Origin of the sequence: Pseudomonas sp. 37 R 15 (assembly GCF_900004865.1) — a bacterium.
Classification (GTDB): Bacteria; Pseudomonadota; Gammaproteobacteria; order Pseudomonadales; family Pseudomonadaceae; genus Aquipseudomonas; species Aquipseudomonas fluorescens_AM.
Map to the genome: position 1 here is coordinate 163,749 of NZ_CVTV01000061.1, position 20,133 is coordinate 183,881.

Consider the following 20,133-nt stretch of genomic DNA (forward strand, 5'->3'; position numbering starts at 1 on the left):
CAATGCGCGCTTTACTCGTGCTGTTCAGTCTGCTGTTGCCGCTCTCGATGGCCCAGGCCGCCGACAAACTCCAGGTGGTCACCAGTTTCAGTATCCTGGATGACATCACCCATCAGATTGGTGGCGATCACATCCAGATCAGCAACATGGTCGGCCCGGACGCCGACGCCCACACCTACGAACCCTCGCCGGACGATGCCAAGGCGCTGCTCAAGGCCACGCTCATCATCAAGAACGGCCTGGGCTTCGAGCCATGGTTGGACCGCCTGGTGACCAGCACCGAAACCAGGGCCACGGTGGTCACCGCCAGCAAGGGCGTGATCTCCCACACCATGGACGAGGACGGCGAGACCATCCCCGACCCGCACGCCTGGCACAACCTGGCCAATGCCGAGATCTACGTCAACAACATCACCAAGGCGCTGGTTGCCGCCGACCCTGCCAACAAGGCGGACTACCTGCGCAACAGCCAGGCCTACCTGAAAGACATCCACCGCCTGCTGGCCGAAGCCAAGGCCAGGTTCGGCGCACTGCCTGCCGGTAACCGCCGTATCGTGACCTCCCATGACGCCTTTGGTTACCTGGGCCAGGCCTATGGCATCCAGTTCCTCGCGCCCCAAGGCCTGTCCACCGAGCGCGAACCGTCGGCCGCCGAAGTGGCCGCGTTGATCACCCAGATCCGCAAGGACAAGGTCAAGGCCGTGTTCATCGAAAACATCAAGGACTCACGCCTGCTCAAGCAAATCGCCGACGAAAGCGGCGCGCAGATCGGCGGCACGCTGTACTCCGATGCTCTGGCCGCAGAAGGTCCGGCCAGTACCTTTACCGGGCTGTTCGAGTACAACCTCAACACCTTGTGCGCCGCGCTGGGCAAACCATGATTCGCAAGAACCCTTCCGGCGATCTGCCGGTGATAGCCGAATCGGCCTATGTCGACAAAACCGCGATCATCTGCGGCAAGGTCATCATCGGCGAAAACGTGTTTGTCGGTCCCTACGCCGTGATCCGCGCCGACGAAGTCGACGCCAGCGGCGCCATGGACCCGATCACCATCGGTGCCAATTCCAATATCCAGGACGGTGTAGTGATCCACTCCAAGTCCGGTGCCGCCGTGACCATCGGCGAGTTCACCTCGATTGCACACCGCTCCATCGTCCACGGCCCCTGCACCGTCGGCGACCGCGTGTTCATCGGGTTCAACAGCGTACTGTTCAACTGCGCCGTGGGCGACGGCTGCGTGGTGCGGCACAACTCGGTGGTGGACGGGCGCGACCTGCCCGCGGCCTTCTACGTACCCTCCACCACCCGCATCGGGCCCACTACCGACTTGTCGCAATTCCCGCCGGTGAGCGTCAGCGCTTCGGAGTTTTCTGAAGACGTGGCGCGCACCAATGTCGACCTGGTGCGCGGTTACAAAGCCCTGCAAAACGAGTTCTGACGCATGAGCGGCCTGATGATCCTAAATGGACGGCGGGTCAATGAAGGCCAGACCCTGCCCCTGCATTTTCAGGGTCAAGCGCGAGGTTTGACGGTGCCGCAATCGTTACCCAGCCACTGGGCGTGAGTGTCCAGGCTGCCCTTTTGCTGGATGCCGGTGGCATTGAAGGTACCGTTGACGGTGGTGGTGAATTCTTTCTGGCTCTGGAACGTCGCCACGCCCGTGCCTTGCGCTTTAGGGCAACTGAAGCGGAATTTCCACTGGTTGCCGGTCTTGTCGGTCACTTGCTGTTTGCAGCCCGATTGAGGGTCGGTCAGGGGGATGGAATCGGAAGCGACCTGGGCCGGCGTCAGGCACACCTGCACGCCTTTACCGGCCATGGTAATGCCTTGTTTTTCCAGCATGGCGCGTTGTTCGGGGGTCATCTGTTGCTTGAGCTGACCGAGGATCAGCGACAGGTCCGGCAGGTCCTGGTTATCGACTTTCATATTGCTGGTGGTCAATTCCCACAAGCCCGGCGCCAACATCTGCGCCTGCGCCGCCACCGGCAGCGACAAACCAACAACCATGGACAAACACAGCAGACGAGCATTCATCGGGTAACTCCTGGGCAATGGTGGGCGTTAGACGCCGCAAAGGCGCCAGTGTTGCACGGCAAATAAAATAGCGACATTCACTGTCGAACATGGTCTGTTACGCACTGGACTGCCCGGAGTGATGTCGTTCATGGATTTTTTTGGCCCGCACCTGCTCGCCTACTTCATTGCCACGCTGCATTTTTTCGGGAGCCTCGCCGCCATCCATGCGGTACTGACTGTCAGGACCGCCCAAGGCTCGATCGCCTGGGCGCTGTCGCTGATGTTCATGCCCTATCTCACGCTGATTCCCTACCTGATTTTCGGGCGCAGCACGTTCGATGCCTACATCCAGGCACGTCGCCAGGCCAACCAGGAAATGCACAGGGCAATCGCCGAACTGAACTGGCGCCCCTGGGTAGAAGAAGCGCTGGCCGCACGCAACTCCAGCGCTTATGCCTCCTTGCGCGCCATGCCCAAATTGGGCCGCATGCCCTGCCTGGCCAATAACCAGGTGCAGTTGCTGGTTAATGGTGACGCCACCTTCAGCGCAATCTTCGAAGCCATCGGCAACGCGAAAACCGCCGTACTGTTCCAGTTCTTCATCATTCATGACGATGACCTCGGCCGCCAACTGCACCGGTTACTCACGGCAAAAGCGGCCGAAGGCGTGGACATCTATGTGCTCTACGACCGCATCGGCAGCCATGCCCTGCCCCATCGCTACGTGCAATCGCTGCGTGACGCCGGGGTGAAGGTCAAGGCCTTCGCCACCCGCAGCGGCTGGCTGAACCGCTTCCAGGTCAACTTTCGCAACCACCGCAAAATCGTGGTGGTGGACGGCATTACCGGGTTTGTCGGCGGGCACAATGTGGGCGATGAATACCTGGGCAAAAAGCCGCCGTTGTCACCGTGGCGCGACACCCACGTGCAGGTCACCGGCCCGGTGGTGGCGTGCTTGCAGGAGTCGTTCGCCGAGGACTGGTTCTGGGCCGCGCGGGCATTGCCGCCCCTGATCCTGCCGGACGCTTATCCGGAAGACGGCGTGCTCTGCCAATTGCTCGCCAGCGGGCCGGCGGACCCGTATGAAACCTGCTCGCTGTTTTTCGTCGAGGCCATTCACGCCGCAACCCAACGCGTGTGGATCACCAGCCCGTATTTCATCCCCGACGAGGCCGTGTTCGCTGCCCTGCGCCTGGCCGTCCTGCGCGGCGTGGACGTGCGCGTGCTGCTGCCCTCGCGACCCGACCACCGCATCGTGTACGCCGCCTCCAGCCTCTATGCCATCGAAGCGGTACGCGCTGGCGTGCGGGTGTTTCGCTACACCCCGGGGTTCCTGCATCAAAAGGTGGTATTGGTGGACAGCGAAATCAGCGCCATCGGCAGCGCGAACATGGACAACCGTTCGTTCCGGCTGAATTTCGAAGTGATGTTATTGACGGTCGACGAAGCCTTCGCCAAAGAGGTGGAGCGGATGCTGTTGGACGACTTCGCCCTGGCCCATGAAGTCAGCCAGGAAGAAAGCCGCGAAACCCGGCGCCTGCAACAGCTGGGCATGCGCGTGGCGCGCTTGATTTCACCCATCCTTTAAAATGTGGGAGGGGGCTTGCCCCCGATTACGGTGTGTCAGCCACAAGTTGGGTTACTGATACACCGCTATCGGGGGCAAGCCCCCTCCCACAGTTTGATCTTCAGTGTTCTTAGCGGTAGATATCTTCCCGCGTCCACGGCAGTTCATGGCTGCCATCGGCATGGGGTTTCACCGCCAGGATCTGGTGCAGGTTGATCCAGCCCCGCGCAAACGCATAAGCGCAACCGGCCAGGTACAGGCGCCAGATACGCAAAGCGTGCTCCGGCACGCTCTTCGCCGCCGCTTCGAGGTTGTCCTCCAGGCGCTCGCTCCAATGGTCCAGCGTGCGGGCGTAGTGCAGGCGCAGACTTTCGACATCCACCACTTCCAGCCCGACTTCGCTGATTTCGGCCGTCATCATCGCCAGGTGCGGCAGCTCACCATTGGGGAAGACATAGCGCTCGATAAACTCCCCGGCGCCACGGCCCACGGGACGACCGTCGGTATGCTTGGCGGTAATACCATGGTTCATCACCAGGCCGCCTTCGCGCACGGCGCCGTGCAGAATCCGGCAGTATTGCGCCAGGTTGGCGTGGCCGACATGTTCAAACATGCCCACGCTCACCACCTTGTCGAAACGACCATCCTGCGGCAGGTCGCGATAGTCGAGCAACTGCAGGTCAACCTGCTCTTCAAGGCCTTCGGCTCTGACCCGCTCTCTGGCCAGGGCCAGTTGTTCCTTGCTCAAGGTAATCCCGAACACGTTGACCCCGAATTCCCGCGCCGCAAACCGCGCAAGCCCGCCCCATCCGCATCCCACATCGAGCAGGTATTCACCCGGCTGCAAGCGCAATTTGCGGCACAGGTGGCGAAATTTGTCTTGCTGGGCCTGGTCGATGGACTCGCTGCCGGTTTCAAAATAACCGCAGGAATACGCCATGTCCTGGTCCAGCCATAACTGGTAGAACTCGTTGGACAGGTCGTAATGATAGGAAATGGCCGCCGCGTCGGTTGCCTTGTCGTGGATCGAGCGCACCGGACGAGGTCCGTCGTCGTCTTCGATCAAGGCGTGACTCAATTCGTCACATACCCTGATCACCTCGGCAATGGAGCCCTCAAGGTCCAGCTTGCCCTCGACGAAGGCTTCGCCCAGTGAATCGAGCGTGGGATGGGTCAGCTGTGTGACAACCGTAGGGTCCTTCACCACAATGGTCACACTGGGCTCCGGGCCCAGGTTGAATTCATGGCCGTCCCAGAGTCGCAGACGCAGCGGTAGCTGAAGATTCTGTAAGGCCGGTGGAAGTTGCGCGAGCATGAGTAGTCCCCCCCTTGTTTCAGACGTCTGGAGTGAGGGTAGACCATGCCAAATAAAGTAGGAAGCTATCGATTAAATAACTGCCTGCTATGAAGCCCGACGTTCGAGCAGCCCTTCCTGGATCCACTGTTTCAACCACGTGGCCGCTTGCAGTGGCGCACCCTCTCCATAAGTGACTGCCAACTCGATGCACAGTTCTGAAAAGTTCCAGCCGGTGGTCGCCATGCCTGCCAGTGCACGGGCTTCATTCGGTTCCAGGCTGCGGTACTGACACAGGTTGCGGTGACGCCACACCAGGCACACCTGGGCCACGTCCAGCGCCTGGCTGCCGGGAAAGTCCGATTCATCCTTGTTGGCCCGCCAGATCGCCACCGTATTGAAACGGCACAGCACGTGTTGCACCGAAGGCGCCAGCGATACGCGCAGTTGCGGCCAGTGCTCAGGAGCCAGGTGCGCCATGTGATCGAGGTTCAGCGGCTCGCCCGCAGGCGCGTCGAATGCCAGGGTGAACGCCCATTCCAACTGCGCCAGTTCGGCCAGGGGGATGCTGTGTTCGGCCACCAGATGCTCAAGAATAAACACTGCAAAGCGCTCACCCAGCCAACGCAGGCTGTAATGGTCCGACGGGTAGCGCCGAACATACGCCTGGCTCAATGCGGCAAACTCTTCATCACCCAGCCAGTAGCGGATGGCGGCGAAGTCGTGGCGTAACACGTCCTGTAAGCGCGACAGGTAAGCGTTTTGATAAATCGCCAGGCCCGTGTCTACATCCAGCGTCGGGCCGCCAAGCAGGGTGGAAAAAAATCCACTGGCGGCGGTGGACGTTTCAGACAACAGATGCGCCTCGAAGGCCAGCTGCCAATCGATCAGGCGCATAGCGCCCCCCTGGCCAAAGCGGTGGCCCCCAGTTCCCGGGCCTTGATCAATTCAGCCAGCAACGCCTCGAATGGCGGAAAATGATCGTCGCGTTCCAGCAGCGTCGACACCGGCCCCAGATGTTCCAGGGTGCGCTGATAGAGCGCCCACACCGGGTCGCACACCGGATGATCATGGGTATCGACCACGTAGTCGCCGTAATCCACATGCCCCGCCAGATGCAGCTGGCGAATGCTCTCAGGCGGCAGGTTGCGAATGAATTCCCAGGCATCGAACCCGTGGTTGCGCGAGCTGACGTACACATTGTTCACGTCGAGCAGCAGTTGGCATCCCGTCAGGTGTGTCAACGCATTGAGAAATTGCCACTCGGTGAATTCATCCGCCTTGGAGCGTAGGTAACTGGAGACGTTTTCCAGCACCAACGGGCGTTGCAACACGTCTTGCACCTGACGCACGCGACTGGCCACGTGGTACAGGCTTTCCTCGGTGTAAGGCAGGGGCAGCAAGTCATGCAACTGGTGTGCGCTGCCGCGGCTCCAGCACAGGTGATCGGAAATCCACGCCGGCTGGATGCGCGCGGCAAGCTGCTGGATGTGCTTGAGGTAATCGGTATCGATGGCATGGGGACCGCCGATAGACAGGGAAACACCGTGCATCACCAGGGGATAGCGTTCGGCTATCGCGTCCAGGTAGTACAAGGCCTTGCCGCCCTGCACCAGATAGTTCTCGGAGATCACTTCGAACCAATCCACCGCAGGGGATTGGGCAAGGATCTGTTCATAGTATTCGTTGCGTAAACCCAGGCCGTAGCCCAGGAAAGGGAAAGAACTGGCCATCATGCGCTCCTGGACAGTGTCCGCAGCGGCGCAATTGCCGCTGCGGTAGCACTCGCGTCGGTTACTCGCCGACTTTGCCGCCAGCCTTGGCGCACTCAGCCTTGGTCATGGATTTGAAACCATGGCCCTTGCACACCGCCTGGCCCTTGCAGGCGTTTTCGGCGGTCTTGCAATCGTTCATGCCTTTGCAGGCGTTGACACCGTAGCAATGAACCGGAGCGTCGGCGGCCTGTACCTGGGTGGCGACGCCGGCAAACAGGGAAGCGGCAGCGATAGCCAGGGCAGCACCGGAAACGGCTTTCTTGATGTTCATTGTGTAGTCCTCATAGATCGATAGTGGGGTCGGTCTGAACGGGTTGCCCAGTCTCGACACACCACTAGAGTGAGGCGCCCTTTTAGCGTTACAGCGTGTACAAAAGTTTCTGAAAGTTATTCGTCAAGCTTCAACAGCGGCTCGTGAAAGCGCAGCAAGCGCCCGGCGTTACCGAGTACCAGCAAGGTGCTGAGGTTGTGCAACACCGCGGCAATCATGGCCCCGGCGGCGCCCAGCCAGCCGAAGGCGGCGAACACCACGATGGCCAGCGTCCAACCCAGGCCAATGATCACGTTGACCTGCAAGGTGTGCCGACACTGCCGGCTCAAGCGCACGCACGTGCCCAGGCGGCGCAGGTCGCTGCCGATCAGCACCACGTCGGCCGAGGCCAGCGCGATATCGGCACCGCCCGCGCCCATCGCCACGCCGACCACGCCGGCTTTCAGCGCGAGAGAGTCGTTGATCCCATCCCCCACCACCATCGGCCGGAAACCGCTGCCGATCTCCCCCAGCACACGGTTGAGTTTGTCTTCCGGTAATGCCTGGGCCTGGACCTCACCGATGCCCACACTCACGGCCAGGCTGTCGGCCACGCTCTGGCGGTCGCCGGTGAGCAGCAGTTGGCGACCCAGCCCCAGGTCGCGCAGCTCTTGCAGGGCCTGGCGCGCCTCCGGTTTGACGCTATCGGCCAGCAGCAGCCAGGCCAGGAATTGCCCGTTCAGCGCCAGCCCGGCAATCGGGCCGTCGTGCTCAGGCACCGAGGTGGTGACGATATTCAGTTGCTCGAACAGTTCGGGACGGCCCAACGCCGCTTCGCCCTGTTCCGTGTGCGCAACCACGCCGAGCCCCTGGCGCTCGCGTATATCGCTCAGCGCCAGCAGTTGTTCCTGCGTCGCCAACCCCGCCAGCGCACGGCTGACCGGATGGCTGCTGGCCGAACCGAGGCTGGCCGCCAGGTTGAGCAGTGCCTGGCGATCGGTCGAAGCGGTCTGGATGGACTGCAGACGCAAGGTGCCGAAGGTCAGGGTGCCGGTCTTGTCGACGACCAGCGAGGTGAGGTCCGCCAGTTCTTCCAGAAACGCCGAACCGCGAATCAGGATGCCATGGCGTGCGGCGACCGCGATCCCGGCAATCGCGGTGGCCGGCGCTGACAAAACCAATGCACACGGACACGCCGCCACCAGCACGGCAAGCATCGCCTGAGCATCGTGGGTGACAAACCAAGTGACCGCCGCCAGCAACAGCACCAGCACCATATAGCTGCCGGCATAGCGCTCCAGCAACCGCGTGATCGGCGGCTTGGCACGCTCGGCGTTCTGCATCAGCGCAATGACCTTGCCCAGCGTCGACTCATTACCCGTGCGCGTCACTTCAAGGCGCAGCAGGCCGTCCAGGTTGATCGCCCCGCCAAACACTTGTACGCCAACACTGGCCTCCAGGGGCACCGACTCACCGGTAATCGGCGCGGTGTCCAGGCTGGCCTGGCCCGACAGCACCACGCCGTCGGCCGGCACGCGGTCGCCGGCGCGCACTTCGACTACATCACCGGTGTTCAGCGTGGCGTTATCCACTTCCACAATGCTGCCGTCAGCCTGCACCCGGCGCGCATGGCTGCGGGTGAGCCTACCCAGCGCATGGATCGCTTCCTGGGAACCGATCACGCTGCGCTCTTCGAGTACATGCCCGAAAATCATGATGATCGGCAGCAGGGCAGCGGTCAGCAGATCGCCCGTGGCCCAGGCGCCCATCATCGCCAGCGCGATCAATTGGTCAGTGATGCCATGCAGGCTCGGGTAGCGCAGGCTGTACCAGGCCGAACGCATGACCGGCACGGCCACCAGCAGCGAGGCAACACCGAGCAGCAGCTGGCTGACCCCGCTCTGGTCCGCCGCCAGCCAGCGCCATACCAGGCCCAGCAGGAGTAAACCCAGGGCCAGCATGGCCAGGGTCAATTGCCGGGCGGCGCTGCGCTGTTCGGCGGTGGTCAGCATGGGTGCGCTCATTGCTCGGCTCCCTGGATGATCAAACGGGCGTCGTCTTTGGGATCGACCGTGGTCACCGAGCCGGCCTGGCCGAGAATCTTCGGCAGGCGCTCACGGTACAGGCGCAGCAACAAGCCCGGGTCTTTCACTTGCGCCAGGCTGGCGACGGTGGCGGTCTGCGCCTGGGCACTGGCCAGACGCTCACTGGCCTGGGCATGGGCGACCTGCACTTGGCGGTCAGCCTCCTGGTTGGCGGTTTGGGTGAGCTTTTGCGCATCGGTCCGCGCGTTGGCCACCGCTTTGTCGGCTTGCTGGCTCGCCGTAAGTACCGCGTTGAACGCGTTCACCGCGGGCCCCGGCAGGCTCGATTGCACATCGACCCGTGTCACTTCGATACCCAACCCCAAGCCACTGGCGGTCAACTGCGCCAGGCGCTGATTGATGCCCTGTACCAGGTCACCGCGCAGCCGTTCGCGGCGCTCGGCGGCGCCGTTGTCAGTGCCGATCAATTCAGGGCGCGCCACTAAAATAGTGTCCAGGTCCCGCGCCGCCGCCAGGGCAACGGCGCTGCGCGTCACCAGGCGGTCCAGCGCGGGCAGCACATGCTCGCCCTGCATTACAAAGGCATAGGGTTCGGTGACCTTGTAGAAGGCTCGCACATCCAGTTGCACGATCCCGGCATCACCGGTCAGCAGATAGCCAGAGCCGGCCAGCGTATCGCTCAAGGGTGTGGCGAAACTGGCCACGCGGTCCGCCTGCACCGCCGCCTCCGAACGCAACAGGTTCTCCACCCGGCGCTCGATCACCCGGTCCGCCGCCGGCAGCAACACCACCTGCTCGAACGGTGGCGGCCATGCCAGCAGCAACCCGGCGTTCTGAATGCGGTCGAGGGCGCCGAAGTGCAGCACCATGGCGCGGTTCTGCGGGTCGATCTGGCGCACATTGGAAAACGCCCAGGCCAACGCCGCCAATACGGTGACTGCGTACAGCGCCAGGAACGTCAGGCGCCCGGCCTGGATCCAGGGGCTGTCCGGGCTGTCACGCTCACTCATGGCTGAACATCCTTCGGTCCATCCACCAGCGCACGGAACGGGGCGGCATCGGTACGCAGAATGATCCTGGTACTTGGCGTCACCACCGTACCCAGGGTATCCAGCGAGCGCAGCAGGTTGTACAGCTGCGGATTAGCCGCGTAGGCACGCCCGTAGATCTGCGCCGCCTCGACCCGCGATTGCGCTTCGATATCAGCGGCCTTGACCGTGGCCTCGGCTTGCACGATCCGCGCATCACGCTCGGCTGCCGAGCGGATCTGCGCCGCCTCGCGCTTGCCCACGGCGGTGCGCTCGGTGGCGATGGTTTCGCGTTCGGCGCGCATGCGGTCGACCGTGGCGGTGAGGGTCACCGAGGGCAAGGTCAGCCGTTCGATGCCGACCTGGGCCACGCGTACGCCATAGGTGGCGAGCAATTGTTGATCGATCTGCCGGCGCAGTTGGGCTTCGAACTCGGCGATGCGCACCTGGCTGGCGTCGGTGTTGATCAGGCTGGACAGGTCAAAACTGGCCGCCGTGGTCTCCAGCGCCGAGCCGACGAAGGTACGGATCTGGCGCGCTGCTTCGTCCGGCTGATTCTGCACCGCACGCATGAAGCGCTGCACATTGTCGGTATCGCCCTGCACCTGCCACGCCACGTAGGCTTGCACGATGATGCGCAGGCCATCGCGGGTGCCCACATCCTGCAACCCGCTGGAGGTGGTGCGCAGGCGCAGGTCCACCGGAATCGCCGCTTCAAACGGCGCCGGCCAGCGCCAGCCCAGGCCCGGCTCCAGCAGCACCCGCACCGGGTTGCCGAACCGGGTAATCACCGTGGCCTCGCCGGAACGCACCTGCACCAGGCTCGCCGCCGCGATGGCGAACAGCACCAGCACTGCCGCCCAGGCCATGCGCCGCCAGGGAAAAGGCCCGGCCGCCTGTTCATCGCCGTGATGGTGATGGTGGTGATGGCCGTGGTGATGGCCGTGATCGTGAGAATGAGCGCTCAACAGACAGACTCCTTATTGAACGGCTTTACGCGGCACCGAGGGATCGGCCGGCAAGGTAAAAGAACGCAGATCGATCGTCGGCGCACTGTCGGCGCCCAGGCGATGATCCAGAATAAGCAGTTTGGCGTGGGCCAGGCCCTGGCTCAGCTGGCCCAGATACTGCTCCAGCACGAAGGCTCGGCCCGCCGCGGCATAGGCTTGTTGTTCGGCAACAAAGCGCAGGTTCGCCGCCTGGGCACCGGCATTCACTTCGCCGGCGGTGGCCTGGGCCTGGTCGCGGGCCGTGCTGGCCTGCAGCAACGCCTGGTTGGTCTGCCCGCTGGCGGCGCCTCGCTCGCGCGCGATCAATGCCTGCGCGCCTATCTGCGCGGCTTGCACGCCGTGGTAGGCGTTGGCGGCGCCGGCCGGTGGGTGAATCGCCTCAACGACCGTGGCGAGGATTTCCACACCGCTGTCGAGTGTGTTCAGGTCGGCTTGTACGGTGCGACCGATCTCGTCGGCGAGGCTGGTGCGTTGTTCGCCGAGCAATTCATCGAGGGTGCGCGAGGCGAACTCATGCACCAGGATACGGCTGGCGGTGCTGCGAATCAGGGTCGGGACATCGGCGCTGTTATAGGTGGCGGCCAACGCGGCCTGGTCGGTCAGGCCGATGCGATAGACGAACCGCACGTCCATATTGACGATCTGGAAGCTCTGCTTGTCGCCGCTGCTGCTGGCGATGACCTGGGATTTATCATTCACATGGCTGGCGTCCCACAAGCGGTTGGCAATCAGCGGCGCCGGACCTTCGGCGCTGGCCAACTCGGGGGCGGCCGTTTCGCTGACGCTGGTCGCCAGCTCATGCACCACGCCGTTCTCCACGTTCAACACACGGCCCAGCGGCCAGGGCAACCCGACGTGCAGGCCCGGGCCGAATACCTCTACCGGTTTGCCAAAACGCTCATAGATTCCACGGCCCTGCAAAGGCACTTCATGCACGCCCGTCAGCGCCCAGCCGATCGCCAGCACTACCAGCAGCACCGGCAGGAACGCGCGACGCATGTAGGTAAACGCCCAAATCTGGCGCAGGTCGATGCCGAAGCGGTTATGCAGTTCATGCTGCAAGGCCAGCAAGGGTTGCGGCGGCCAGCGCAGCAAGCCGGCGACAAAGCTCTGCGCTATCAGGCGCGGTTCGAGACGCGGCTGGCGTGGGCTGAACAGCGACAGCACGCCGCGCAACAGAAACTCCAGCGCCACCAGCGCGGGCAGCAGGCCGATCAGCACGGCCAGGCGCAACGGCCACACCGACTCGGCACCGGCGAACAGCAGGCAAATCGAGCTGACCAACAGGCAACCGATCGCCACGCGGCACAGCTGCGCCAGGGGGGAGGCTTCAGGCCACTGCGCAGGCGTTTGCTGGGCCAGGCGCCGCTCGAACACCAGCAAACCGAACGCCAGCGCCAACCCCAGCGCCGCGCCGATGCTCGCGGATTGACCGACAGCCGCGGCGGGTAGCGTCAGGTTCCAGAATTCGATGATGCTGATCAGCGCCAATAATGACCAACCGCACAACCACAACACCGGCGCGCCAATCTGCTTGCCCAAGCGCTCCACCAGACGAGCGTAGCGGCCCGTCTCTGTGACCTGCGCATCGGCCGGCGGCTCTTCCAGCGCCTGGGCACGCCAATCGGCCACCCACCACGCCGACTGCAACGCGGCAACCAGCACCCACAGGGCCGATGAGCAATTGATCAGCACCACCGGCCAGATCGATACCGGTGCAAACAAAACGACAAATAGCGCCAATACCCAACCGGTGACGGCCAGGGCAGTCAAGCTGATGCCGGCTTGCCTCAATCGACGGGCATGGAACAACCCCTGCTGAAAACGCGGCAAGCCTTCAACCGAAGCGCCAGCAGCCTCTAGATCCACTTGCATCCACTCAACGCCCGCTTGTACATAATTCGTTACGATATAACACAGGGCGTGAAATTTTTGTTCGCTTTTGGCCACGGCATCTATCCCTGTGGGAGGGGGCTTGCTCCCGATGGCCATGCATCCGTAATACATGTGTTGGCTGACACACCGCTATCGGGGGCAAGCCCCCTCCCACATTTGAATCTGCGCGTTCTCCAGACCGTGACTAAACCCCCATAAACACGCGACATCACTGGTGCACGCGACAATTAATCGGCACACTCCAGAACAGTTTTTCGCGGGTCCACGGACAAGGAAGCATCGCCCCTCATGATCTCCATCTATCAGCTCAAACCGCGCTTTCAGAACCTGCTGCGCCCCCTCGTGCAACGCCTCTATGACAACGGCACCACCGCCAACCAGATCACCGTGCTGGCCGGCGTCATTTCCGTGCTGGTGGGCCTGCTGATCGCCGGCTTCGCCCAGCACCTCTGGCTGTTTGCGCTGATCCCGCTGTGGATGATTGTGCGCATGGCCCTCAACGCCATCGACGGCATGCTCGCGCGGGAATTCGGCCAGCAATCACGTCTGGGCGCCTACCTCAATGAATTGTGCGATGTGATCGCCGACAGCGCCTTGATTCTGCCGTTTGCGCTGATCCCCGGCGTAAGCCTGGCGCCCGTGCTGCTGGTGACGTTGCTCGCGGTGTTCAGCGAATACGCCGGCGTGTTGGGGCCGATGGTGGGCGCCTCGCGTCGCTATGACGGGCCGATGGGCAAGAGTGACCGGGCGTTCGTACTCGGCGTGCTGGCCACGGGCGTGGCACTGGGCTGGCTCGGCGCCGGGTGGGTCGACACGCTGATGTGGCTGGTCGCCGCGCTGCTGGCCTACACCCTGGTCAACCGGGTGCGCCACGGCCTCAAGGAACAATCAGCAACCTCACCGATTGCATAAGGATTTCTGCGATGCGCGAACAGCAACAGCACACCTTCAGCACCCATGATGGCGTCGAGCTTTTTTACCGGCATTGGACGGCCACGGCCACGGCAGACGCCGGGCCGCGCAAGGCCATTGTGTTGTTCCATCGCGGTCATGAGCACTCAGGTCGCATCGCGCACCTGGTGGACGAACTGGGCCTGCCCGACTTTGACTTCTTCGCCTGGGACGCCCGTGGCCACGGCCAATCCCCCGGCGAGCGCGGTGACAGCCCGAGCTTTGCCACCAGCGCTCGCGACGTACAGACCTTCTGCGACCACATAGGCGCCACCTACGGTATCGACGCAGAAAATCTCGCCGTTGTCGCCCAAAGCGTCGGCGCGGTGATCGCGGCCACCTGGGTGCATGACTACGCACCGAAGATCCGCGCCCTGGTACTCGCCTCCCCCGCCTTCAAGGTCAAGCTTTACGTGCCTTTCGCCCGCCCGGGCCTGGCACTGATGCGCAAGTTTCGCGGCAACTTTTTCGTCAACAGCTACGTCAAGGCCAAGTTCCTCAGCCATGACCCGGAGCGCGTGGCGTCCTACGACAGCGATCCGCTGATCACCAAGGCCATTTCGGTGAACGTGCTGCTGGGCCTGTACGAAGCGGCCGACCGAGTGGTCGCCGACGCCCAGGCCATTCAGGTGCCGACCCAATTGCTGATCTCCGGCTCCGACTTCGTGGTACACCGCAAACCCCAGCAGCAGTTTTTCGAGCGTCTCGGCAGCCTGAAAAAAGAGCTGCATGTGCTTCCCGGTTTCTTCCACGACACCCTCGGTGAACGTGACCGCGCCACGGCCGTCAACAGTGCCAGGCGCTTTATCCTGCAAAGCTTCGCGCAGCCACTGGACCGCGCCAGCCTGCTGGATGCCGACAAACTGGGTGCCACCTGCGCCGAATCCGAAGCCCTCGCCGCACCGCTGCCGCGCAATTCCCTGCGCGATCTTTACTGGCGCATGACGCGCGCCAGCATGGGCCTGGGCAAGAACCTGTCCGACGGGGTGAAACTGGGCTTCGACACCGGTTTCGATTCCGGCAGCACCCTGGACTACGTGTACCGCAACACGCCCACCGGCAAAGGCGCGCTGGGGCGGATGATCGACACCAACTACCTCAATTCCATCGGCTGGCGCGGTATTCGTCAGCGCAAACTGAACGTCGAAGAACTGCTGCGCCTGGCCATGGCGCGGTTGCGCGCGGACGAGCGTGAAGTGCGTATCGTCGATATCGCCGCCGGTCACGGGCGGTACATTCTGGAAGCGTTGCAGGGTGTGTCGCCGCTGCCGGAATCGATCCTGCTGCGCGACTACAGCGACATCAACGTGCGCGACGGCGGTGCGTTGATCCGTGAAAAAGGCCTGGGCGACATTGCCCAGTTCGTCAAAGGCGATGCGTTCGACCGTGCGAGCCTGGCGGCGCTGGAGCCCAAGCCGACGTTGGCGGTGGTGTCCGGGTTATATGAGTTGTTTGCCGATAACGCCATGGTCGGCGGTTCGTTGGCAGGCTTGGCCGAAGCGGTGGAGCCCGGCGGTTACCTGGTCTACACCGGCCAACCGTGGCACCCGCAGCTGGAACTGATCGCCCGCGCCTTGACCAGCCACCGCCAGGGCCAGGCCTGGGTGATGCGTCGGCGCAGTCAGGCGGAAATGGACCAACTGGTGGAGGCTGCAGGCTTTCGCAAGATCACTCAGCGTGTGGATGAGTGGGGCATTTTCACGGTGTCCCTGGCGCAGAAGATCTGAGCATGCGCGAACCCGGCTTATTCAAACCAGCGCTTCTCTGGCTGCTGCTGTTGGCACCGCTGTTTTTCAGCACCTACGGCCTCGCCACCTGGGTCACCACCCAGCGTAGCGATGTGGGTACGCTGGTGTTCGGCTGGGAAACCCATATGCCGTTCTGGGCCTGGACCATCGTGCCTTATTGGTCCATCGACCTGCTGTACGGTTTCTCCCTGCTGCTGCCGAGCACCCGCCACGAACTCAGGCAACACGCCCTGCGCCTGCTGACGGCCCAGGTGATTGCCGTCAGTTGCTTCCTGATCTGGCCGCTACGCTTCACCTTCGAACGGCCGGAACTGGAGGGCGTGTTCGGCTGGTTGTTTGCAGTGCTGGCAGGCTTCGACAAACCCTTCAACCAGGCGCCTTCACTGCATATCGCGCTGCTGGTGATCCTGTGGGTGGTGTACCAGCGGCATACCCAGGGGTTCTGGCGCTGGGCAGTGCACGGCTGGTTTGCACTGATCGGTATTTCCGTACTGACCACTTATCAACATCACTTCATCGACTTACCCACAGGCGCCCTCGCCGGCTGGTTGTGCGTGTGGCTATGGCCGCTGGAACACACCAGCCCGTTGCTCAATGCCCGGCTGGCGCGAGACGCGAAACGCGGTTGGCTGGGTGCGCGCTACGGCCTTGGCGCGCTGGCGCTGATGGCACTGGCGCTGGCCTTTGGCGGTTGGGGATTATGGCTGCTATGGCCGGCGGCATCCCTCGGTCTGGTTGCGACCAACTACTGGCTGCTGGGTGCCGAGGGCTTTCAGAAACGCAGCGATGGCCAGCTGACCCCAGCCGCGCGTTGGCTGTATGCCCCTTACCTGGCGGCTGCCTGGATCAATTCGCGGCTGTGGACACGTGGCCATCCACAGCCTGAACCGATTGTGGATAACGTATGGCTGGGCCGGATTCCAGCGGCCGGCGAGCAAAAGCCATTCAAGGCCATCGTCGATCTCTGCGCCGAACTGCCGATTGATCCACAAGGCCGGCGCTATCAATGCATCCCTGTTCTGGACTTGATTGCGCCAACCCCCGCCGAATGCCTGCAAGCCGCCCAGGCCATCGAACGCTTGCGCTTGGACGGCCCGCTGCTGGTGTGCTGCGCCCTGGGCTACTCGCGCAGCGCAACAGCCATCGCAGCCTGGCTGTTGCACAGCGGGCGCGCGGCGACGGTCGACCAGGCGCTGGCTATTATTCGTACAGCACGAACCCGTGTGGTCCTGCATCCTGCACATCGCTTGGCTTTGGAGGGGTTGTCCCATGCCCGCTGACATGGAGCTGCACGTAGTTGCCAGCCTGCTGCGCCGTGGCCGTTCGCTGGACCAGTTATCCACAGGCCTGACCCTGGTCGGTGTGCTGTTCGGTCTGGCCCAGTTGCTGATGGCGAGCGTTTCGACGATCTGCCTGCTGCTGGCCTTGTGGATGATCATCCTGGGCCTTCTACAAAAATACTGGGCGCTACGCGTTGCGTTCGATGCCGATTTGTTCGCCCTGCTGGCCCGCGACACCGAGCGCACCCCGGACCTTGACCAAGCCCTGCAAGCCCTTGGCCTGCAATCGGCCGAGCGCGCCGGCCGGCCTTGGGTCGAACGCCGTCGCGGTGCACTCAAATTGCTGCGCAAACAGGCCTGGCTGCTTGGCGCGCAAGTGATGCTGACCCTGGGCGTGATACTTGCCAGCCCTTGGCTACCTTTCGCCGGATAAGGAGTTCCCATGTTCGAACCCGTGGTCGCCACACTGATTACCTCCATGGCCCGTACCGTCACTGGCGCTCGCAGCCTGTGGCTGGGTTGCGCGCCAGTGCCGGTACAACGCATCTATTTCGCCAATCACAGCAGCCACGGCGACTTCGTGCTGGTGTGGGCGTCGCTGCCGCAGAACCTGCGCAAATTCACCCGCCCTGTGGCCGGCAGCGATTACTGGAATAAAAGCGCGCTGCGCCGCTACATCATCAACCGTGTGTTCAATGGCGTGCTGATCGATCGCGAGCGCAAGGAGCCTGTGGATAACCCGCTGCAGCCGATGCTCGCCGCCCTCGAAGGCGGCGACTCGCTGATTATCTTTCCCGAAGGTACGCGCAATCTGGAGGACGGCTTGCTGCCGTTCAAAAGCGGCCTGTATCACTTGGCAAACAGTTACCCACAGGCCGAGCTGATCCCGGTGTGGATAGCCAATCTCAACCGCGTCATGCCCAAGGGCCGTGTCCTGCCATTGCCATTGTTATGCACAACCAGCTTCGGCGCTCCACTGCACTTGGAAGAAGGCGAAGACAAAACCGCGTTCCTTGCCCGCACACGCGACGCCCTGCTCGCCCTCGCCCCGGAGCATTCCTGAGATGGATAGCCAAACCCTGATGTTATTCGGCGGGATCGGCGCGATCCTGGTCACCGCCTCGCTGATCGGCCTGATCCTCAAGCTGCGCACCCGTGGCAACCCCAATGCGGTGATCGACAACCTCAATGCGCGCATCAACGCCTGGTGGGTGATGGTGGTCGTGATCGGTATTGCCTTCTGGCTCGGTACCGGCGCGGTGATCCTGCTGTTCTACGCGGTGTCGTTCTACGCCCTGCGCGAATTCCTCACCCTCACGCCGACCCGGCGCAGCGACTACCCGGCGCTGGTAGCGGCGTTCTACCTGGCGCTGCCGCTGCAATACGTGCTGATCTATGCCGATTGGTACGGGCTGTTCTCGATCTTCATCCCGGTCTACGTGTTCCTGCTGCTGCCGATCCTCGCCTCCCTGGGCGGCGACAGTACCCACTTTCTGGAGCGCGCATCGAAGGTGCAATGGGGCCTGATGATCGCGGTGTTCTGCGTGTCGTTCGTCCCGGCGCTGCTGACGCTGGACATCCCCGGTTATGAAGGCCGCAACCTGCTGCTGATCGCCTACCTGGTGATCGTGGTGCAACTGTCCGACGTGCTGCAGTACGTGTGCGGCAAGTTGTTCGGCAAACACAAGATCGCGCCCAACCTCTCGCCGTCGAAAACCGTGGAAGGCTTTGTCGGCGGCATCCTGCTGTCATCCCTGATCGGTGCGGCGCTGTGGTGGACCACGCCGTTCAACCCGTGGCAGTCATTCCTGATCGCGCTGTTGATCAACTTGCTGGGCTTTGCCGGCGGGATTGTGATGTCGGCGATCAAGCGTGACCGCGGCGTGAAGGATTGGGGCCATATGATCGAGGGGCACGGCGGCATGCTGGATAGGCTGGACTCGGTATGCTTTGCGGCGCCGATCTTCTTCCACCTCGTGCGCTACTGGTGGACCTGAGCCTTCCCCTTTCTCAAAACCAATGAAGATCAAACTGTGGGAGGGGGCTTGCCCCCGATGGCGGTGTGACAGTAACTGCCCATGCTGGCTGATACACCGCAATCGGGGGCAAGCCCCCTCCCACCTTGGTTTAAGGTGCTTTCGGGGTTTAAGCAAAGTCTGAAACTGGTGCTCCAACCTTCGGCGTCCCTTTCTTTCGCAGGACATTTCCGAGAGAATCCCGACAGCTTGCGCCCTACGTTTTCGGTGCTCAGTCTGCGTTCGTCACTGCCAATTCAGTGACCGGGTTTAGCAGCTCGAACGTTAACATTGGGCGCACAAGCGCCATCACAAGCATGGCGTTTTTTTCTGCCAACGCTTTCTGGTGGCTGTGCGCAGGGCACCTTCGGGTGCGTCGGATTCCCAATGTTCCGGCCTGCTAACCTGCGTACAGCTGCCACCCATGGTTTAGCAGCGATGTCTGGCAGCTCCAATTAATTACATTGGAGTTACCGTAATGAGTAAAGTAAGGCCTGATCCACCGCATCCGTTTTCTATCACCCATCCCGAACTCAGCTTCGAGGATGCCTTGGCCTACGCCTCCGATCTGCTTCACTGCGCTGAGCAGTTACTCGATTGCCGGCAGGCAGCCAGTTATCTGGTTGAAATGGCCAAGGTGATGGTAGACCGCTCGCTGGACTGCATTGCTTCAGCAGACGTGGGCGCATAGCGTCGTAGGGGCGCGCTTGCTGGCGAGGGACGTAACGCGCAGAGATTGATGCCAGGTGGCGTTCTCAGGTTTTTCGCGAGCAAGCTCGCTCCTACAGTAAATGCGGTGCAGCCTAGCCCTGAACTACGGGCTCTTTTAAGCAATGATCTCGACGTAGCTCGATTCCCCGCCTCCTGTCGCACCCGATAGCCAGCCCCAAACAAAACTCAACGTGGTGCGCCCGGCGTGATCCACGCCTACCGTGCCACGTGACCAGCCAGCAAGCAGTTCCCCTTCCAGGGTCAGGCACTGAAATAGCAGCTCGATGGTATCTGTACCGGTCACCCGCCCGACTTGAGTGCCCAGGCGAATCCGGCCCCCTAGGTAAGTGCTCGAAATCGCGTCATCTTCGACCAGATAGTGAAACACGGTGCCGTTGCCGGACAGCCCGTGGGCGTTGCTGGCGACCACAAACCTACGATTGTGCAGACGTGCGTAGACAGTAGGATTTTGCATCAGCCGACCTCCTTGATTGAGCGAATCCAAAACGTAAAAAGGGGCTGTCGAAACAGCCCCTTTTGGGTACGC

General features: G+C 62.5%; 20 protein-coding genes. 10 read left to right on the forward strand and 10 right to left on the reverse strand.

Features of this window, described 5'->3' with window-relative positions:
- The first annotated feature begins 2 nt into the window (after positions 1-2).
- Together BFQ04_RS26470 and BFQ04_RS26475 are read left to right on the forward strand one after the other, a co-directional pair.
- Positions 3-881 carry a metal ABC transporter substrate-binding protein gene (locus BFQ04_RS26470; protein ID WP_065953315.1) on the forward strand — a complete coding sequence of 293 codons (879 nt, stop codon included), beginning with the start codon at positions 3-5 and terminating at the stop codon, positions 879-881.
- Positions 878-1,438: a gamma carbonic anhydrase family protein gene (locus BFQ04_RS26475; RefSeq protein ID WP_065886671.1), complete on the forward strand. Its 561-nt coding sequence runs from the start codon at positions 878-880 to the stop codon at positions 1,436-1,438. Before BFQ04_RS26470 ends, BFQ04_RS26475 begins: the two co-directional genes overlap by 4 nt.
- 74 nt (positions 1,439-1,512) lie before the next feature.
- Here BFQ04_RS26475 and BFQ04_RS26480 read toward each other — a convergent pair whose 3' ends face one another.
- Complete coding sequence (locus BFQ04_RS26480; protein ID WP_065886672.1) at positions 1,513-2,034, reverse strand: DUF3617 domain-containing protein; 522 nt, start codon at positions 2,032-2,034, stop codon at positions 1,513-1,515.
- 130 nt (positions 2,035-2,164) lie between these two features.
- Between BFQ04_RS26480 and cls the strand changes: the two genes are divergently transcribed.
- Positions 2,165-3,604: a cardiolipin synthase gene (cls, locus tag BFQ04_RS26485; protein ID WP_065953430.1), complete on the forward strand. Its 1,440-nt coding sequence runs from the start codon at positions 2,165-2,167 to the stop codon at positions 3,602-3,604.
- 109 nt (positions 3,605-3,713) lie between these two features.
- Here cls and cfaB read toward each other — a convergent pair whose 3' ends face one another.
- The 8 genes from cfaB to hflK (BFQ04_RS26525) all read right to left on the reverse strand — a co-directional run bounded on the left by cfaB (position 3,714) and on the right by hflK (BFQ04_RS26525) (position 12,860).
- Entirely contained in the window at positions 3,714-4,898 is a 1,185-nt protein-coding gene (cfaB, locus tag BFQ04_RS26490; RefSeq protein ID WP_065953316.1) for a C17 cyclopropane fatty acid synthase CfaB, read from the reverse strand.
- Positions 4,899-4,985: 87 nt separating this feature from the next.
- Positions 4,986-5,774: an HvfC/BufC N-terminal domain-containing protein gene (locus BFQ04_RS26495; protein ID WP_065953317.1), complete on the reverse strand. Its 789-nt coding sequence runs from the start codon at positions 5,772-5,774 to the stop codon at positions 4,986-4,988.
- Positions 5,765-6,610 carry an MNIO family bufferin maturase gene (locus tag BFQ04_RS26500; RefSeq protein WP_065953318.1) on the reverse strand — a complete coding sequence of 282 codons (846 nt, stop codon included), beginning with the start codon at positions 6,608-6,610 and terminating at the stop codon, positions 5,765-5,767. Before BFQ04_RS26500 ends, BFQ04_RS26495 begins: the two co-directional genes overlap by 10 nt.
- 61 nt (positions 6,611-6,671) lie before the next feature.
- The gene (locus tag BFQ04_RS26505) at positions 6,672-6,923 is read right to left on the reverse strand and encodes a BufA2 family periplasmic bufferin-type metallophore (RefSeq protein WP_065953319.1); all 252 of its coding nucleotides are present in this window, start codon (positions 6,921-6,923) and stop codon (positions 6,672-6,674) included.
- Positions 6,924-7,039: 116 nt separating this feature from the next.
- Positions 7,040-8,926 (reverse strand): cation-translocating P-type ATPase, encoded by a 1,887-nt coding sequence (locus BFQ04_RS26510; RefSeq protein ID WP_065953320.1) that lies wholly within the window; start codon positions 8,924-8,926, stop codon positions 7,040-7,042.
- Positions 8,923-9,957: a protease modulator HflK gene (gene hflK, locus BFQ04_RS26515; RefSeq protein WP_065953321.1), complete on the reverse strand. Its 1,035-nt coding sequence runs from the start codon at positions 9,955-9,957 to the stop codon at positions 8,923-8,925. Before hflK (BFQ04_RS26515) ends, BFQ04_RS26510 begins: the two co-directional genes overlap by 4 nt.
- Positions 9,954-10,943: a protease modulator HflC gene (hflC, locus tag BFQ04_RS26520; protein WP_065953322.1), complete on the reverse strand. Its 990-nt coding sequence runs from the start codon at positions 10,941-10,943 to the stop codon at positions 9,954-9,956. The genes hflK (BFQ04_RS26515) and hflC overlap by 4 nt, the downstream gene beginning before the upstream one ends.
- Before the next feature lie 12 nt (positions 10,944-10,955).
- The gene (gene hflK / locus BFQ04_RS26525; RefSeq protein WP_065953431.1) at positions 10,956-12,860 is read right to left on the reverse strand and encodes a protease modulator HflK; all 1,905 of its coding nucleotides are present in this window, start codon (positions 12,858-12,860) and stop codon (positions 10,956-10,958) included.
- 309 nt (positions 12,861-13,169) lie between these two features.
- Between hflK (BFQ04_RS26525) and BFQ04_RS26530 the strand changes: the two genes are divergently transcribed.
- The 7 genes from BFQ04_RS26530 (at position 13,170) to BFQ04_RS26560 (ending at position 19,566) form a co-directional block, all read left to right on the forward strand.
- Entirely contained in the window at positions 13,170-13,793 is a 624-nt protein-coding gene (locus tag BFQ04_RS26530; protein WP_065953323.1) for a CDP-alcohol phosphatidyltransferase family protein, read from the forward strand.
- Between the two features lie 11 nt (positions 13,794-13,804).
- Positions 13,805-15,559 carry a bifunctional alpha/beta hydrolase/class I SAM-dependent methyltransferase gene (locus tag BFQ04_RS26535; RefSeq protein WP_065953324.1) on the forward strand — a complete coding sequence of 585 codons (1,755 nt, stop codon included), beginning with the start codon at positions 13,805-13,807 and terminating at the stop codon, positions 15,557-15,559.
- 2 nt (positions 15,560-15,561) lie between these two features.
- Positions 15,562-16,860 (forward strand): phosphatase PAP2/dual specificity phosphatase family protein, encoded by a 1,299-nt coding sequence (locus BFQ04_RS26540; RefSeq protein WP_065953325.1) that lies wholly within the window; start codon positions 15,562-15,564, stop codon positions 16,858-16,860.
- Positions 16,850-17,293, forward strand: coding sequence for a hypothetical protein (locus BFQ04_RS26545; RefSeq protein ID WP_065953326.1), 444 nt, complete (start codon positions 16,850-16,852; stop codon positions 17,291-17,293). The genes BFQ04_RS26540 and BFQ04_RS26545 overlap by 11 nt, the downstream gene beginning before the upstream one ends.
- A gap of 9 nt (positions 17,294-17,302) precedes the next feature.
- Entirely contained in the window at positions 17,303-17,923 is a 621-nt protein-coding gene (locus BFQ04_RS26550; RefSeq protein WP_065953327.1) for a lysophospholipid acyltransferase family protein, read from the forward strand.
- 1 nt (position 17,924) lies between these two features.
- Positions 17,925-18,857 carry a phosphatidate cytidylyltransferase gene (locus tag BFQ04_RS26555; protein WP_065933648.1) on the forward strand — a complete coding sequence of 311 codons (933 nt, stop codon included), beginning with the start codon at positions 17,925-17,927 and terminating at the stop codon, positions 18,855-18,857.
- Between the two features lie 496 nt (positions 18,858-19,353).
- Positions 19,354-19,566: a DUF3077 domain-containing protein gene (locus BFQ04_RS26560; protein WP_065953328.1), complete on the forward strand. Its 213-nt coding sequence runs from the start codon at positions 19,354-19,356 to the stop codon at positions 19,564-19,566.
- 135 nt (positions 19,567-19,701) lie between these two features.
- On the opposite strand, the gene BFQ04_RS26565 is transcribed toward BFQ04_RS26560, so the two are convergent.
- Complete coding sequence (locus BFQ04_RS26565) at positions 19,702-20,061, reverse strand: hypothetical protein (protein ID WP_065953329.1); 360 nt, start codon at positions 20,059-20,061, stop codon at positions 19,702-19,704.
- Positions 20,062-20,133 lie beyond the last annotated feature (72 nt).

Bases quoted from the DNA above. Each gene is read 5' to 3' on its own strand.
- BFQ04_RS26495 (WP_065953317.1), bottom strand. From the start codon at position 5,774: ATGCGCCTGATCGATTGGCAGCTGGCCTTCGAGGCGCATCTGTTGTCT.
- BFQ04_RS26545 (WP_065953326.1), top strand. From the start codon at position 16,850: ATGCCCGCTGACATGGAGCTGCACGTAGTTGCCAGCCTGCTGCGCCGT.
- hflK (WP_065953321.1), bottom strand. From the start codon at position 9,957: ATGAGTGAGCGTGACAGCCCGGACAGCCCCTGGATCCAGGCCGGGCGC.
- hflK (WP_065953431.1), bottom strand. From the start codon at position 12,860: ATGCAAGTGGATCTAGAGGCTGCTGGCGCTTCGGTTGAAGGCTTGCCG.
- BFQ04_RS26530 (WP_065953323.1), top strand. From the start codon at position 13,170: ATGATCTCCATCTATCAGCTCAAACCGCGCTTTCAGAACCTGCTGCGC.
- BFQ04_RS26535 (WP_065953324.1), top strand. From the start codon at position 13,805: ATGCGCGAACAGCAACAGCACACCTTCAGCACCCATGATGGCGTCGAG.
- BFQ04_RS26565 (WP_065953329.1), bottom strand. From the start codon at position 20,061: ATGCAAAATCCTACTGTCTACGCACGTCTGCACAATCGTAGGTTTGTG.
- BFQ04_RS26555 (WP_065933648.1), top strand. From the start codon at position 17,925: ATGGATAGCCAAACCCTGATGTTATTCGGCGGGATCGGCGCGATCCTG.
- BFQ04_RS26560 (WP_065953328.1), top strand. From the start codon at position 19,354: ATGAGTAAAGTAAGGCCTGATCCACCGCATCCGTTTTCTATCACCCAT.
- BFQ04_RS26500 (WP_065953318.1), bottom strand. From the start codon at position 6,610: ATGGCCAGTTCTTTCCCTTTCCTGGGCTACGGCCTGGGTTTACGCAAC.
- cfaB (WP_065953316.1), bottom strand. From the start codon at position 4,898: ATGCTCGCGCAACTTCCACCGGCCTTACAGAATCTTCAGCTACCGCTG.
- BFQ04_RS26550 (WP_065953327.1), top strand. From the start codon at position 17,303: ATGTTCGAACCCGTGGTCGCCACACTGATTACCTCCATGGCCCGTACC.
- cls (WP_065953430.1), top strand. From the start codon at position 2,165: ATGGATTTTTTTGGCCCGCACCTGCTCGCCTACTTCATTGCCACGCTG.
- BFQ04_RS26475 (WP_065886671.1), top strand. From the start codon at position 878: ATGATTCGCAAGAACCCTTCCGGCGATCTGCCGGTGATAGCCGAATCG.
- BFQ04_RS26510 (WP_065953320.1), bottom strand. From the start codon at position 8,926: ATGAGCGCACCCATGCTGACCACCGCCGAACAGCGCAGCGCCGCCCGG.
- BFQ04_RS26470 (WP_065953315.1), top strand. From the start codon at position 3: ATGCGCGCTTTACTCGTGCTGTTCAGTCTGCTGTTGCCGCTCTCGATG.
- BFQ04_RS26505 (WP_065953319.1), bottom strand. From the start codon at position 6,923: ATGAACATCAAGAAAGCCGTTTCCGGTGCTGCCCTGGCTATCGCTGCC.
- BFQ04_RS26480 (WP_065886672.1), bottom strand. From the start codon at position 2,034: ATGAATGCTCGTCTGCTGTGTTTGTCCATGGTTGTTGGTTTGTCGCTG.
- BFQ04_RS26540 (WP_065953325.1), top strand. From the start codon at position 15,562: ATGCGCGAACCCGGCTTATTCAAACCAGCGCTTCTCTGGCTGCTGCTG.